Source organism: Streptomyces sp. NPDC024632, assembly GCF_055559175.1.
Genome location: NZ_JBVHLD010000024.1, coordinates 136,706 through 151,897, shown reverse-complemented (window position 1 = coordinate 151,897; position 15,192 = coordinate 136,706). Strand labels below are relative to the sequence as shown.

Sequence of the window (15,192 nt, the reverse complement as noted above, 5' to 3'; positions counted from 1 at the left end):
TCAGCGCCGATGGTACTGCAGGGGGGACCCTGTGGGAGAGTAGGACACCGCCGAACAATTTTTATGGAAGAGGCCCGGCCTCGGATCTTAGGATCCGACGCCGGGCCTCTTTTGCGTCTGCGGTAGAGTCTGGCCCGAAACGTCAGGACATACATACAGGAGGGGCCCCGGTGGAGGTCCAGGAGACAAGGGTGCAAACGGATCGGATCTTCACGATCCCCAACATCCTGAGTATGGCCCGCCTGGTGGGCGTACCCGTGTTCCTGTGGCTGATTCTGTGGCCCGAGTTCGGCGGACCGAAGGCTGACGGCTGGGCGCTGCTCGTACTCGCCCTGAGCGGCATCAGTGACTATCTGGACGGCAAGCTGGCCCGGCGGTGGAATCAGGTCAGCAGTCTCGGCCGGGTTCTCGATCCCGCGGCGGACCGGCTGTTTGTACTGTCCACGCTGGTAGGACTCACATGGCGCGACATCCTCCCACTGTGGGTAACGGTCCTGCTGCTGGCCCGTGAGGCCGTGATGGCGGTGATGCTGCTGATTCTGCGGAGGCACGGGTACGGACCTCCCCAGGTGAACTTCATCGGGAAAGCGGCTACCTTCAACCTCATGTACGCCTTTCCGCTGCTCCTCCTGAGCGACGGAAGCGGATGGCTTGCGACACTGGCGTCTATTTTCGGCTGGGCGTTCGCAGGTTGGGGTACAACCCTGTACTGGTGGGCAGGGATCCTCTATGTGGTGCAGGTCCGCCGACTTGTGCGGGCGGACACCACGGCTGACTGAGTCACGAGGAGGACGTTCCGACATGAAGGCGGTTGTCATGGCCGGCGGTGAAGGCACTCGCCTTCGCCCAATGACCTCGAGCATGCCCAAACCTCTGCTGCCAGTGGTGAATCGCCCGATCATGCAGCATGTTCTGACACTGCTCAAGCGGCATGGACTCACTGAGACGGTGGTGACTGTCCAGTTCCTTGCCTCCCTGGTGAAGAATTATTTCGGGGACGGCGAAGAATTTGGAATGGAGCTCACCTACGCCAACGAGGAGAAGCCGCTGGGGACGGCCGGAAGCGTCAAGAACGCCGAAGAGGCGTTGAAGGACGACTCCTTCCTCGTGATCTCCGGTGATGCCCTGACGGACTTCGATCTCACCGAGCTGATCGAATTCCACAAGGAGAAGGGAGCCATGGTCACGGTCTGCCTGACCCGGGTCCCCAATCCCCTCGAATTCGGTATCACCATCGTCGACGACGAAGGCAAGGTGGAACGCTTCCTGGAGAAGCCCACCTGGGGCCAGGTGTTCTCCGACACGGTGAATACCGGCATTTACGTGATGGAGCCCGAGGTCTTCGACTACGTCCAGGCCGACGTGTCCGTCGACTGGTCGGGCGACGTCTTCCCGCAGCTCATGAAGGAGGGCAAGCCCGTCTACGGCTTCATCGCCGAGGGCTACTGGGAGGACGTCGGCACCCACGAGAGCTACGTGAAGGCCCAGGCCGACGTACTCGAGGGCAAAGTCGACGTCGACATCGACGGCTTCGAGATCTCCCCCGGCGTGTGGGTCGCGGAAGGCGCCGAGGTGCACCACGACGCCATCCTGCGCGGCCCGCTCTTCATCGGCGACTACGCCAAGGTCGAGGCGGGTGCCGAGATTCGCGAGCACAGCGTCATCGGCTCCAATGTGGTCGTGAAAACAGGCGCTTTCCTGCACAAGGCCGTCATCCACGACAATGTCTACATCGGCCAGCAGACCAATCTGCGCGGCTGCGTCATCGGCAAGAACACCGATGTCATGCGGGCCGCGCGGATCGACGACGGCGCGGTCATCGGCGACGAGTGCCTGATCGGCGAGGAATCGAACATCGCCGGCAACGTACGCGTCTATCCGTTCAAGACGATCGAGGCCGGCGCCTTCGTCAACACCTCGGTCATCTGGGAGTCGCGCGGGCAGGCACATCTGTTCGGCGCCCGCGGGGTGTCCGGCATTCTGAACGTCGAGATCACCCCCGAGCTGGCCGTACGGCTGGCGGGCGCGTACGCGACCACGTTGAAGAAGGGCGCGACGGTCACCACCGCGCGCGACCACTCACGTGGTGCGCGTGCGCTGAAGCGGGCGGTGATCTCCGCGCTCCAGACCAGCGCGATCGACGTGCGCGACCTGGAGAACGTGCCGATGCCCGTGGCACGGCAGCAGACCGCGCGCGGCAGCGCGGGCGGCATCATGATCCGGACCTCACCGGGGCGGCCGGACTCGCTGGACATCATGTTCTTCGACGAGCGGGGCGCGGACCTGTCCGCGGCCGGACAGCGGAAGCTGGACCGGGTCTTCGCCCGTCAGGAGTACCGCAGGGCGTTCCCCGGCGAGATCGGAGACCTGCGGTTCCCCGCCACGGTCTTCGACTCCTACACCGGCGCGCTGCTGCGGGCCGTGGACATCTCCGGGATCGCCGACGCCGGTCTGAAGGTCGTGGTCGACGCGGCCAACGGCAGTGCCGGGCTCGTGCTGCCCAGCCTCCTCGGACGGCTCGGCGTGGACGCGCTCACCGTCAACCCCGGTCTGGACGAGGCCCGTCCGACCGAGACCACCGAGAGCCGGCGGGCCGGACTCGTACGCCTCGGTGAGATCGTCGCCTCGGCGCGGGCCGCCTTCGGCGTGCGCTTCGACCCCGTGGGCGAGCGGCTGTCCCTGGTGGACGAGCGGGGCCGGATCATCGAGGACGACCGGGCGCTGCTGGTCATGCTCGACCTCGTCGCGGCCGAGCGCCGCAGCGGCCGGGTGGCGCTGCCCGTGACCACGACCCGGATCGGCGAGCAGGTCGCCGCGTACCACGGCACCCAGGTCGAGTGGACGACGACGTCGCCCGACGACCTGACCAGGGTCGGCAGGGCCGAGGGCACCATCTTCGGCGGCGACGGGCGCGGCGGCTTCATCATTCCGGAGTTCAGCAGCGTCTTCGACGGATCGGCCGCCTTCGTGCGGCTGATCGGACTGGTGGCGCGTACGCAGCTCACGCTCAGCCAGATCGACGCCCGTATCCCGCGCGCTCACGTCATCAAGCGGGACGTGCCGACACCGTGGGCCGTCAAGGGTTCCGTGATGCGGCGCGTGGTGGAGTCGGCGGGCGACCGCTCGGTGGACACCACCGACGGCGTGCGCGTGGTCGAGGCGGACGGACGCTGGGTGATGGTGCTGCCCGACCCGGCGGAGGCCGTCACGCATCTGTGGGCGGAAGGGCCCGACGACACCTCCGCGGAGGCACTGCTCGACGAGTGGGCGGAGGTCGTGGAGAGCGCCGGGCGCTGATCCTTCGGCCGAACGGCGCGCCGTGAGGGGGCCATTCGAGTGTGGCGGCCCCGACGTGCGACGATGTGCGGCATGCCGCAGCAGCAACCCGATCGGAGCAGCCCCGTCCCCGGGGCTGCCCGGCGGCGTCCTGACGCCTCGATGTCGTTGCTCACCAACGTCATGGAGCACAGTCTCGACGACGGGTACGCGGAGGCCGCCGCGCGCCGCGGCGAGGTCGGCACCTCCAGGCTGCCGAAGCGGCTGAGCGGGAAGTTGGGCCTGGCCGCGGGTCTCGTACTCGCCGCCATCGTCGTCACGGTGGGCGCGGCCCAGACGCGGGTGGCCGCGCCCACCGAGGCCAAGGAGCGCCAGAAGCTCATCGACCAGGTGAAGACCGAGACCGACAGCGCCGACAAGCTCCAGAGCAGTGTGGACGGCCTGCGCGACACCGTGGCCGCCGAGCAGCGGGCCGCGTTGGAGGACCACGGCGGCGACAGCAGCGCCTTGGTCGAGTTGCTGTCGGGCGCGACCCCGGTGGACGGTCCCGGCGTCAAGCTGGTCGTGGACGACGCCAAGGAGGCGTCAGAAGGCGGCACAGGCGGCCCGCGGGAGAGCAGCAGCTTCTCCGACACCGGCAGGGTCCGCGACCGCGACATGCAGCGCGTGGTGAACGGGCTGTGGTCCTCGGGAGCCGAGGCGATCACCGTCAACGGCCAACGGCTCACCGCACTGTCCGCCATCCGGGCCGCCGGTGACGCCATACTGGTCGACAACAAGCCGCTGGCGCCGCCGTACACGGTGCTGGCGATCGGGGACGGGGAGCGGTTGAGCGCGGCATTCCAGGACAGTGCGGACGGTCAGTACCTGCACGTCCTGGAGCAGAACTACGGCATCCGCGCGAGCATCTCCGTCCAGGGCACGCTGCACCTGGCCGCCGCGCCCAGCCTGATCGTGCGGTATGCCAAGCCGGTCCCCGGCCAGCAGAAGGCGGACTCCGCCACAACAGGGAAGGGTTCGAAGTGATCGCCGTACTGGGCCTCGTCGTGGGAGTCGTGGTCGGGCTCGTGGTCCGTCCCGTGGTGCCGACCGGGGTCGAGCCGTATCTGCCGATCGCCGTCGTCGCCGCTCTCGACGCGGTCTTCGGCGGCCTGCGGGCGATGCTGGACGGGATCTTCGACGACAAGGTCTTCGTGGTCTCCTTCCTGTCCAACGTGGTGGTGGCGGCGCTGATCGTCTTCCTCGGCGACAAGCTCGGGGTGGGCGCGCAGCTCTCCACCGGCGTCGTGGTCGTCCTCGGCATCCGGATCTTCTCCAACGCGGCGGCCATCCGCCGCCACGTCTTCCGGGCGTGACGACGGTATGAGCGACGAGCACCACGAGTCCGCGGACGACGGGCGGGACCGCCAGCAGCACGGCCCGGCCCACGCCGCGCACGATCACGAGCCCGCCCACGCCGCGCACGCCCATGAGCCGGAGCACGCCGCGCCGCCGGTCACCGGGCGGCAGCGCCTGGTCGCCGGGCTGTGGCCGCCGCGGCTGTCACGCGCCCAGCTCACCGTGGCCGTCCTGCTGTTCGTCCTCGGCCTCGGGCTGGCGATCCAGGTCAGCTCCACGAGCGACAGCGGCGGCGCGCTGCGCGGCGCGCGCAAGGAGGACCTGGTCCGCATCCTGACCGAGCTGGACAACCGCACCCAGCGGCTCGAGGACGAGAAGCGGGGTCTGGAGAGCCAGCGGTCGGAGCTGGAGACCAGTTCCAACCAGGCCGCGGAGGCGCTCAAGCAGACCCAGGCCAAGGCGCAGCAGCTCGGCATCCTGGCGGGCACGGTGGCCGCCCAGGGGCCCGGTATCACGCTGACGATCACCGACCCCAAGGGCGGTGTCCAGGCAGACTCGCTCCTGGACACCCTCCAGGAACTCCGGGCGGCCGGTGCGGAGGCGATCCAGATCAACGATGTACGGGTCGTCGCCGACACGTACTTCACGGAGGGTACGGACGGTGTGCTCATCGACGGCCACAAAGTGTCCCAGCCGTACGAGTTCAAGGTGATCGGAAATCCGCAGGATCTGGAGCCCGCCCTCAACATCCCGGGCGGGGTCGTGCAGACGCTGGAGAAGGAGCAGGCCACGGCCGATGTCGTCAGGTCGCAGAAGATCGTTGTGTCCGCCTTGCGGCCGTCGAAGCAGCCTGACTACGCTCGGTCGTCATCCCAGTGAGGCGGGGGGTCGGGGCATCTGTGGGGTGCTGTGTGGTGGAAACTGTGTGTAGCGAGGGTTCGTCCTGCCCCACGGGCGGGTCTGTTTCTTTCAAGGGGAATCGCCCGTGAAGTTGTTTGGGAAGTTTTTCGGCAAGAGCGCGCGGCAGTCGGGTGACCCGGCGACGGCGCGCCACCGTGCTCCGCGGAACACCGGGGAGGAGAGCCAGTCCGGCGACCGCCCGCTGTTCCGGCACGAGGACCAGCAAGGCGGCGGCGACTTTTCCGGTGGCCCCGGCGTGGCGCCTGTTGACCCTGCCTCGTCCCCCCGCATAGGTTTCGGGGAACCATCAACCTCAACCCCGGGTGGAGGGTTCGGCTTGCCGGTTTGTACGCGGTGCGGGCACACGAACGCGGAGGCGAGCCGCTTCTGCAACAACTGCGGTGCGCCGCTGCGCGGTTCAGGGGCCGGGCAGGAACGCGCGTCCGAGACCACCTCCACGATCTCCATCTCGGGCCTCGAGGCGTACGAGGCGGAGGTCACCGGCCAGCATGTGACGCCGTCGCTCTCCTCCGAGGCGCAGTCGGCCGTGGACGCGTTGCCGATGGGCTCCGCGCTGCTGATCGTGCGACGGGGGCCGAACTCGGGCAGCCGCTTCCTGCTGGACGGTGAGCTGACCACGGCCGGCCGCCACCCGCAGAGCGACATCTTCCTCGACGACGTCACGGTCTCCCGTCGCCATGTGGAGTTCCGCCGCGGCCCGGACGGCGGCTTCACCGTCTCCGACGTCGGCAGCCTCAACGGCACGTACGTCAACCGGGAGCGGATCGACGCGGTGCCGCTGTCCAACGGTGACGAGGTCCAGATCGGCAAGTACAGGTTGGTCTTCTACGCGAGCCAGCGGGGGATCTAGCTCTTTTCCCCCGGACCCGGTCCGGGGGACCCCAGGGAAGGTGTTCATGCCGAGAACGCAGGGCGGTGCCGGAGACGGCACCGCCACCGCCGACAGCGCGCTGTTGAGCATCGGCGCCGTCCTGGGGCAGCTCCAGGACGAGTTCCCCGAGGTCACCATCTCCAAGATCCGTTTCCTGGAGGCCGAGGGTCTGGTCGAGCCGCAGCGCACCCCGTCCGGATACCGCAAGTTCGCGGCCCGTGACGTCGAGCGGCTCGCCTACATCCTGCGCGTGCAGCGCGACCACTACCTGCCGCTGCGGGTGATCAGGGAGCACCTGGACGCGCTCGACCGCGGCGAGCACGTGGCGCTGCCGGGTCCCGCGGAGTCCAGGGAGGCCCAGGAGGCCGCCATCGAGCCCCAGGCGCCCGCGGAGCTGCGGATCGGCCGTACGGAGCTGCTGGCGGCCACCGGGGCCGACGGCGAGGAACTGGACCAGTGGGAGTCCTACGGCCTGGTCGAGGCCGGCCGGGACGGCGGATACGACGCCGACACGGTGAACATCGGACGGCTCATCGTCGACCTCGGCCGTTTCGGGCTCGAACCGCGCCATTTGCGGGCGGTGAAGGCCGCTGCAGACCGGGAGGCGGGTCTGGTGGAGCAGGTCGTGGCGCCGCTGCGGCGGCACCGCAATCCGCAGACGCGCACCCACGCCGAGGTCACCGCGCGCGAGCTGGCCGCGCTCTCCGTTCGGCTGCACGCGGCGATGGTGCAGTCCGCGCTGCGGGTCAAGCTCCTCTGAGTGGTTTTTCGGTTTTTCCCACGCCCTGTAAAGGCGCCGGTACCGGGCGGGTACGGGCTTTTCAGCGGTCTCCCGCGGGGTTCGTGCCGACTTTGTGCCGGGCTTCACGAAGCCGCCGAAGTCCGGCCCAGGGGGTGCCCGACTACCCAAACCCGGCAGGCACGTCCTAGGGTTGCTGTGTGAACGAGCTCGACGTTGTGGGTGTCCGGGTCGAAATGCCCTCCAATCAACCGATCGTGCTCCTGCGTGAAGTGGGAGGCGACCGGTACCTGCCCATCTGGATCGGGCCGGGAGAGGCGACGGCCATCGCTTTCGCGCAGCAGGGCATGACGCCTGCGCGACCGCTCACGCATGACCTCTTCAAGGACGTACTCGAAGCGGTCGGACAGACGCTGACCGAGGTCCGTATCACCGACCTGCGCGAAGGCGTCTTCTACGCCGAGCTGGTGTTCGCCAGCGGCGTGGAGGTCAGTGCCCGTCCGTCCGACGCCATAGCCCTCGCGCTGCGCACCGGTACGCCGATCTACGGCAGTGACGGGGTGCTCGACGACGCCGGGATCGCGATCCCGGACGAGCAGGAGGACGAGGTGGAGAAGTTCCGCGAGTTCCTCGACCAGATCTCGCCCGAGGACTTCGGCACGAGCAACCAGTGAGCCGTTCCCGATACCGGGACACGCCAAACCACTCGTGGGGTGAATATCACTCGGCGTGCCGAGTGTGGCGATCGTTGACGCACCCCTGGCGACTGCCTACCTTCGGAGAGGAAAGTCCCGATGGCACGTGCACGCGGCCCCGGGACGCGAAGGGACGGAGGGCGGCGTGAGAAGCACCGGCGACGGTCTGGCGACCGGCGGCCCGTATCCGACCCAGGGGGCACTGGCGCGCGCCACCGCTGACGCGGGCGGCGGCGGGGCGGCACAGGACGTACCGCCCGAGCAGATCGGCTACCGCGGGCCCACCGCGTGCGCGGCGACCGGCATCACCTACCGCCAGCTCGACTACTGGGCCCGTACCGGCCTGGTCGAGCCCAGCGTCCGCCCCGCCTACGGCTCCGGCACGCAGCGGCTCTACAGCTTCCGGGACGTCGTCGTCCTGAAGATAGTGAAGCGGCTGCTGGACACCGGCGTCTCGCTCCAGAACATCCGGACGGCGGTACGGCACCTGCGCTCCGTCGGGCCGACTGAGCTGGCCAGGATGACGCTGATGAGCGACGGTGCCACGGTCTACGAGTGCACCTCGCCCGACGAGGTGGTGGATCTGCTCCAGGGGGGCCAGGGGGTCTTCGGCATCGCCGTGGGCGTGGTCTGGCGGGACGTGGAGAGTTCGCTGTCCCAGATGCACGGGGAGCGGGTGGACACCGGCGAGACCCTGGTCGGCGACAATCCGTCCGACGAGCTGGCGAAGCGGCGCAATCGGGCGGTCTGAACGGCTCACCGACGCCGTGCCGTACACGTGTACGGCGATTGTCGGTGTCGTGCGGCACGATCGGTACTTGTGAGAAGTGCGCCGACGATCCTGCATCTGGACATGGACGCGTTCTTCGCCGCGGTCGAACAGGCGTCGAAGCCGAGCCTGCGGGGCAAGCCGGTGGTGGTCGGCGGCCTCGGCCCCCGCGGCGTCGTATCGACCGCGTCCTATGAGGCGCGCGTCCACGGCGTCCACTCCGCGATGGCGATGGCCCACGCCCGCCGCCTCAGCCCCAACGCCGCCTATCTCGTACCGCGCTTCGGCATCTACCGGCAGATCAGCGAGGCCGTGATGGCGCTGCTGCACGAGGTGTCACCCCTGATAGAGCCGCTGAGCCTGGACGAGGCGTTCGTGGACCTGGAGGCGGGCGGGCACGGCGCGGACCCGCGGGCGGTCGCCCGGCGGCTGCGCGCCGAGATCCGGGCCAGCACCGGGCTCACCGCCTCGGTGGGGCTCGCCGGGTCGAAGCTGCTGGCGAAGATCGCCTCCGAGCAGGCCAAGCCGGACGGCCTGGTCGTCGTCGAGCCCGGCACCGAGCGCGCGCTGCTCGAACCGATGCCGGTACGCACCCTGCCCGGCGTCGGGCCCGCCACCGCCGAGCATCTGCGGCGCGTGGGCATCACCACCGTCGGCGAGATCGTGCACGCGGGGGAGCCGGAGCTGGTCCGGCTGCTCGGCAAGGCGCACGGCACGGGCCTGCACTCGATGGCCGCCGGCCTCGACAACCGCCCCGTGGTCGCCGACCGCGACGTCAAGTCCATCTCCGTCGAGGACACCTTCGACGCCGACCTCACCGACCGCGCCCATGTGCGGTACGAGATCGACCGGCTCGCCGAGCGCTGCGTGCAGCGGCTGCGCGGCGCGGGCCGCTCCGGGCGGACGGTGGTCGTCAAGGTCCGCAGATACGACTTCTCGACCCTGACGCGCTCCGAGACGCTGCGGGCGCCGACCGACGACCCGGGACTCGTACGGGAGACCGCCAGGCGGCTGATGGAGGCCGTCGACACCACCGGCGGTGTGCGGCTGCTCGGGGTGGGCGTCGCCGGGCTCGCCGACTTCACGCAGGAGGATCTGTTCGCGCACGCGGCGGGGGAGGGCGAGGAGGACGAGAACGCGCCCGAGGAGCTGCCCTCGGCGCCGCCGCCCGCACCGGAGCGGGCCAGGCTCTGGTGGCCGGGCCAGGACGTGGAGCACGAGACGTACGGCTCCGGATGGGTGCAGGGAAGCGGGGTCGGGCGGGTCACCGTGCGCTTCGAGGTGCCCTCGGACACCGTGCCCGGCCGGGTGCGGACCTTCGCCGTGGACGACCCGGCGCTCGCGCACCGCGATCCACTGCCGCTCGACCCGGGGGAAGCGGCGGGTGCGGGCCGGGGGAAGGAAGGGGGCGCGGGGCAGGGGGAGGAAGAGGGCGTGGGGCAGGGGGAGGAGGACGCTCAGTCCTCGCCCGCGAGCCGCCCGAAGTCCCGGTCGGGGGGCGGCGGCGGCTCCGAGCCGGACGTCGGCACGTCCATCCCGTAGTGGTGGTAGAGCTGCAACTCCTGCTCCGGCGACAGGTGGCGCCCCACACCGAAGTCCGGCGCGTCCCTGATCAGCGCTTTCTTGTACGGCACCCGCAATTCGTCGTCCACCACTTCGCTGGGCTCCAGCGGTACGAACGCGTCGCGCGTGAACAGCCCGGTCCTGACGGCCGCCCACTCCGGTATGCCGGTCGCGTCGTCGAGGTACACCTCGTCCACCGTGCCGATCTTCGTACCGTCATGGTCGAAGACGCGGCGGCCGATCAGGCTGCGCGGATCGATGTCGGTCTGCACGGTCCCTCCAACCAATGACGAGCGATGTCTGGGTACAGCCAAAGGCACATCCTGGCCGGTGTCGACTCGGGCGGTGATCACCGCCCCCCGCCCCCGCCGGGTCCCGCCGCCTCGCTGGTAGGCTGGTGATCGGCCGCAGACCCCGTGCGGGAGAGCCTCCGAGACAGTGTCGGAGGCGCCGAAGGAGCAAATCCTCCCCGGAATCTCTCAGGCATCCGTACCGCATGGACGAGGTCACTCTGGAAAGCAGGGCACGCACCGGGAGCGGTTTTCCGGCACGGGCCCTCACCGACGGTGAAAGCCGCTCCCACGGGGGCGGTGAAGCTCTCAGGTTCTGATGACAGAGGGGGAGGCCGTACGGGTGTCCGCGCGTCGCGGCACCCCCCGAAGGTCGTCGCAGACCAGGAGGCCTCCGCAGATGACTTCCCGTCGCATTCCCCTCGCCGAGCTGGAAGCGGGCGTGCCGTTCGCCAGGCGCCACATCGGACCCGACGCAGCGGCGCAGGCGAAGATGCTCGCCCAGGTCGGCTACGGCTCCCTGGACGAACTCACCGAAGCGGCCGTGCCCGACACCATCAGGAGCGCGCAGGCCCTGGCGCTGCCCGAGGCGCGCACCGAGGCCGAGGCGCTGGCCGAGCTGCGGGCGCTGGCGGACCGCAATCAGGTGCTGGCCCCGATGATCGGCCTGGGCTACTACGGCACCTTCACCCCGCCCGTCATCCTGCGCAATGTGATGGAGAACCCGTCCTGGTACACGGCCTACACGCCGTACCAGCCGGAGATCTCGCAGGGCCGCCTGGAGGCGCTGCTCAACTTCCAGACCGTCGTCGCCGACCTCACCGGGCTGCCCACCTCCGGCGCCTCGCTGCTCGACGAGAGCACCGCGGCGGCCGAGGCGATGGCGCTGTCCCGCCGGGTCGGCAAGGTCAAGCAGGGCGTCTACCTGGTCGACGCCGACACCTTCCCGCAGACCGTCGCGGTGATCCGGACCCGCGCGGAGCCGACCGGCGTCGAGGTCGTCGTCGCCGACCTGTCCGAGGGCATCCCGGCGGAGATCGCCGAGCGTGGCGTCTTCGGCGTCCTGCTCCAGTACCCGGGCGCCTCGGGCGCCGTACGGGACCCGCGCCCGGTCATCGAGCGCGCGCACGAGCTGGGCGCGGTCATCACCGTCGCCGCCGACCTGCTGGCGCTGACGCTGCTCACCTCGCCCGGCGAGCTGGGCGCGGACATCGCGGTGGGCACCACCCAGCGCTTCGGCGTCCCCATGGGCTTCGGCGGACCGCACGCCGGATACATGGCCGTACGCGACTCCTACGCCCGCAACCTGCCCGGCCGCCTCGTCGGCGTCTCCGTGGACGCCGACGGCAACCGCGCCTACCGGCTGGCCCTCCAGACCCGCGAGCAGCACATCCGCCGCGAGAAGGCCACCAGCAACATCTGTACGGCGCAGGTCCTGCTCGCCGTGATGGCCGCGATGTACGCGGTCTACCACGGCCCCGACGGGCTCGCGCAGATCGCCGGCCGCACCCACCGCTACGCCGCGGTGCTCGCCGCGGGTCTGCGCGCGGGCGGCGTCGAGATCGTGCACGACGGCTACTTCGACACGCTCACCGCGCGGGTGCCGGGACGCGCGGCCGAGGTCGTGGCCGCCGCCCGTCAGGCCGGGGTCAATCTGCGGCTGACCGACGCCGACCTGGTCGGTATCGCCTGCGACGAGACCACCGACCGGGCCCGCCTCGCGGCCGTCCTCGACGCCTTCGGCGTCCAGGGGAGCGCCGCCGACCTCGACGCGCTGGACGCGGCCACCGAGGACGCGCTGCCCGCCGGACTGCTGCGCACCGACGCGTATCTGACCCACCCCGTCTTCCACCAGCACCGCAGCGAGACCGCGATGCTGCGCTACCTGCGGCGGCTGGCCGACCGCGACTACGCGCTGGACCGCGGGATGATCCCGCTGGGCTCCTGCACGATGAAGCTCAACGCGACCACCGAGATGGAGCCGGTCACCTGGCCCGAATTCGGCGCGCTGCACCCCTTCGCGCCGGTCGAGCAGGCCGAGGGCTACCTGGCGCTGATCCACGGCCTGGAGGACCAGCTCGCCGAGGTCACCGGCTACGACAAGGTCAGCCTCCAGCCCAACGCGGGCTCCCAGGGCGAACTGGCCGGGCTGCTCGCGGTCCGCGCCTACCACCGCGCCAACGGCGACACCGGCCGTACCGTCTGCCTGATCCCGTCCTCCGCGCACGGCACCAACGCCGCGAGCGCCGTGATGGCGGGCATGAAGGTCGTCGTGGTCAAGACCGGCGAGAACGGCGACGTGGACGTCACCGACCTGCACGCCAAGATCGAGCAGCACCGCGACCAGCTCGCCGTGCTGATGGTCACCTACCCGTCCACGCACGGCGTGTTCGAGGACAACATCACCGACGTCTGCGCGGCCGTGCACGACGCGGGTGGCCAGGTGTACGTGGACGGCGCGAATCTCAACGCGCTGGTCGGTCTGGCCAGGCCCGGCCGGTTCGGGGCGGACGTCTCGCACCTGAACCTGCACAAGACCTTCTGCATCCCGCACGGCGGCGGCGGCCCCGGCGTCGGCCCCGTCGCGGTCCGCGCGCACCTGGCGCCGTACCTGCCGAACCACCCGCTCCAGCCCACCGCGGGACCTGCCACCGGCGTCGGCCCCGTCTCGGGCGCGCCGTGGGGCTCGGCGGGCATCCTGCCGATCTCCTGGACGTATGTACGGCTGATGGGCGCGGAAGGGCTCAAGCAGGCCACCCAGATGGCGGTACTGGGCGCGAATTACGTCGCCAAGCGGCTGGAGCCGCACTTCCCCGTGCTCTACACCGGCCCCGGCGGGCTGGTCGCCCACGAGTGCATCATCGACCTGCGGCCGCTGGCCAAGGAGACCGGCGTCAGCGTCGACGACATCGCCAAGCGGCTGATCGACTACGGCTTCCACGCGCCGACGATGTCCTTCCCGGTGGCGGGCACGCTGATGATCGAGCCGACCGAGAGCGAGGACCTGGCGGAGCTGGACCGTTTCTGCGACGCCATGATCGCGATCCGCGGCGAGATCGACCGGGTCGGCGCGGGCGACTGGCCGGCCGACGACAACCCGCTGCGCAACGCCCCGCATACCGCGGCGGCGCTCGGCGGCGACTGGGCGCACCCGTACAGCCGCGAGGAGGCGGTCTTCCCCGCCGGGGTCGTCGCGGCCGACAAGTACTGGCCGCCGGTACGGCGGATCGACGGCGCTTTCGGCGACCGCAATCTGGTCTGCTCCTGCCCGCCGCTGGACGCGTACGAGAGCTGAGCGCGTTGGGCCGACCGGGTCCGGTGGTACGGGCCCGGCGGTCTCGCGCGAGGCTGCCCGCACATGACGAAGCCGGTTCCGCTGTCAGCAGTGGAACCGGCTCTGTGTGTGGGGCGGTGCGCGGTGCGGCGCGGTCTCGTGTGCGGGCGGCCCCGTACCGGTCAGGCCGCGGCGGTGATCTGCTCGGTGCCCAGGGGGCGGTGCGGCGCGATGATCTGCCCGTCGGGCAGCAGCTCGCCGGTGTCCTCGAAGAGGAGCACGCCGTTGCACAGCAGGCTCCAGCCCTGCTCCGGGTGGTGGGCCAGGGTGTGCGCGGCCTCACGGTCGGGGCACTCTGCGGTGGGGCACTGGGGCTTGTGCTGGCACATGGATGGTGTCTTTCGCTGCGAGAGGTGGCTGGTGCGGATGATTGCGCTGCCTGACTGGTTCATTTCCGTTCCCCCGTTGGTACGGCCGTTCCCAGTGTTGCTCTACTGACGTCGATCCGCAGGGATTTCACGCAGGCAATCCCTTGGAGGACAGGACGCGTCACTCCGCCGGACGGTTGCGAGGGCGGGACGCGACGGCGCCCCCGCGGCCCAGTGGCTCGCGGGGGCACCGTGGAGAGGCGGCGACAGGCCGTCAGGCGGGCGACCCCAGCAGCGGCGGCGGCGCCATCCGTACCGAGAGCAGCGGCATCAGCTCCGCCAGCCGGTGCAGGCGGTGCGGGGCGATGCCGGGCGGCGCGGGGGCCAGCGGCACCAGCACGTCCGCCGGGGTGGGCTGGGCCGTCGAGGCGTCGGCACGCGGGTCGCAGTGCAGCCACAGCGCCAGCATGTACAGGCTGGGCACGGAGAGCAGATGCGGTTGGTAAGTGGCGGGCAGCGTGTCCCCCTGGCGCAGCGCCCGCTCGGTGGAGGCCAGGAACGGCCCCTCGGAGAAGCGCGAGAAGACCCAGCCGTCAGCCGTCGCCACGGTCTCGCCCGCGGCGACGGTGCCTTGCGGCCAGCCCCCGGCGAGGATGTGGAACCGCCAGCCGGTCAATCGTGCGCGAGGCAGGCCGCCGGGGACGTCCGCCGGTTCGAACACATGGACAGGGAGCGGGTGTTCGGCGGTGAGGGGCCCTTGGGCGTTCCGCAGCGCGGGCGTCCGGGCCTCCTGGACCGCGGTGGGAGAGCTGAGCGCGGCCAGGATGCTCCGCAGGGCGGGAGCAGGTGCTGGGGGGACAAGCAGCGGCATGGTGTCGCCTCTCACTGGGAGACAAACAGTGGTGCGGGGGCAGGGGTGCGGACGGCGCATGAGGGCGGAAAGGGGATCGGCTCAGGCGCGTCCGGCGAGGGCGGATGCTTTGCCTTGTTCACGGAGTTTATACGACGTGTGTTCGCTCCGTGTTTCGTCTAGTCGCAGCCAGTATTACGCGCAAGGCGAGAAATCGCCTTCTTCTGCGATGGCCCAC

14 protein-coding genes and 2 riboswitches are annotated in these 15,192 nt (G+C 70.2%); of the genes, 11 read left to right on the top strand and 3 right to left on the bottom strand.

Going from position 1 to position 15,192, the window contains the following annotated elements; translation table 11 throughout:
• Positions 1-170: 170 nt before the first annotated feature.
• The 10 genes from ACZ37P_RS35615 (at position 171) to ACZ37P_RS35570 (ending at position 10,151) form a co-directional block, all read left to right on the top strand.
• Positions 171-779, top strand: a complete 609-nt coding sequence (locus tag ACZ37P_RS35615) for a CDP-alcohol phosphatidyltransferase family protein (RefSeq protein ID WP_355335745.1) — start codon at positions 171-173, stop codon at positions 777-779.
• A gap of 22 nt (positions 780-801) precedes the next feature.
• The gene (locus ACZ37P_RS35610; protein WP_355335743.1) at positions 802-3,297 is read left to right on the top strand and encodes a mannose-1-phosphate guanyltransferase; all 2,496 of its coding nucleotides are present in this window, start codon (positions 802-804) and stop codon (positions 3,295-3,297) included.
• A 63-nt stretch (positions 3,298-3,360) separates the two neighbouring features.
• Positions 3,361-4,302, top strand: coding sequence for a DUF881 domain-containing protein (locus ACZ37P_RS35605; RefSeq protein WP_467350564.1), 942 nt, complete (start codon positions 3,361-3,363; stop codon positions 4,300-4,302).
• Entirely contained in the window at positions 4,299-4,631 is a 333-nt protein-coding gene (locus ACZ37P_RS35600) for a small basic family protein (RefSeq protein ID WP_033175851.1), read from the top strand. The genes ACZ37P_RS35605 and ACZ37P_RS35600 overlap by 4 nt, the downstream gene beginning before the upstream one ends.
• A 7-nt stretch (positions 4,632-4,638) precedes the next feature.
• The gene (locus ACZ37P_RS35595; protein ID WP_402713407.1) at positions 4,639-5,493 is read left to right on the top strand and encodes a DUF881 domain-containing protein; all 855 of its coding nucleotides are present in this window, start codon (positions 4,639-4,641) and stop codon (positions 5,491-5,493) included.
• 358 nt (positions 5,494-5,851) lie between these two features.
• Entirely contained in the window at positions 5,852-6,385 is a 534-nt protein-coding gene (locus ACZ37P_RS35590) for an FHA domain-containing protein (protein ID WP_355335734.1), read from the top strand.
• Between the two features lie 46 nt (positions 6,386-6,431).
• Complete coding sequence (gene ftsR, locus ACZ37P_RS35585; protein ID WP_355335731.1) at positions 6,432-7,166, top strand: transcriptional regulator FtsR; 735 nt, start codon at positions 6,432-6,434, stop codon at positions 7,164-7,166.
• A gap of 179 nt (positions 7,167-7,345) precedes the next feature.
• Positions 7,346-7,819 (top strand): bifunctional nuclease family protein, encoded by a 474-nt coding sequence (locus ACZ37P_RS35580; RefSeq protein ID WP_031518684.1) that lies wholly within the window; start codon positions 7,346-7,348, stop codon positions 7,817-7,819.
• Positions 7,820-7,985: 166 nt separating this feature from the next.
• A complete protein-coding gene (locus ACZ37P_RS35575) occupies positions 7,986-8,591 on the top strand; it encodes a MerR family transcriptional regulator (RefSeq protein ID WP_355335727.1) in 606 nt (201 codons plus the stop codon).
• Positions 8,592-8,660: 69 nt separating this feature from the next.
• Positions 8,661-10,151, top strand: a complete 1,491-nt coding sequence (locus ACZ37P_RS35570; protein WP_401308116.1) for a DNA polymerase IV — start codon at positions 8,661-8,663, stop codon at positions 10,149-10,151.
• Here the strand turns inward: ACZ37P_RS35570 and ACZ37P_RS35565 are convergent.
• Positions 10,067-10,444 (bottom strand): PRC-barrel domain-containing protein, encoded by a 378-nt coding sequence (locus ACZ37P_RS35565; protein WP_355335723.1) that lies wholly within the window; start codon positions 10,442-10,444, stop codon positions 10,067-10,069. The two genes, ACZ37P_RS35570 and ACZ37P_RS35565, sit on opposite strands and share 85 nt — an antisense overlap.
• Before the next feature lie 137 nt (positions 10,445-10,581).
• Positions 10,582-10,677, top strand: a riboswitch (glycine riboswitch).
• Positions 10,678-10,798, top strand: a riboswitch (glycine riboswitch).
• A 64-nt stretch (positions 10,799-10,862) separates the two neighbouring features.
• Here ACZ37P_RS35565 and gcvP point away from each other — a divergent pair.
• Positions 10,863-13,757 (top strand): aminomethyl-transferring glycine dehydrogenase, encoded by a 2,895-nt coding sequence (gene gcvP / locus ACZ37P_RS35560; RefSeq protein ID WP_467350561.1) that lies wholly within the window; start codon positions 10,863-10,865, stop codon positions 13,755-13,757.
• A gap of 161 nt (positions 13,758-13,918) precedes the next feature.
• Here gcvP and ACZ37P_RS35555 read toward each other — a convergent pair whose 3' ends face one another.
• Positions 13,919-14,125: a DUF5999 family protein gene (locus ACZ37P_RS35555; RefSeq protein ID WP_355335718.1), complete on the bottom strand. Its 207-nt coding sequence runs from the start codon at positions 14,123-14,125 to the stop codon at positions 13,919-13,921.
• Positions 14,126-14,378: 253 nt separating this feature from the next.
• Positions 14,379-14,975, bottom strand: a complete 597-nt coding sequence (locus ACZ37P_RS35550; RefSeq protein WP_355335715.1) for a hypothetical protein — start codon at positions 14,973-14,975, stop codon at positions 14,379-14,381.
• Positions 14,976-15,192 lie beyond the last annotated feature (217 nt).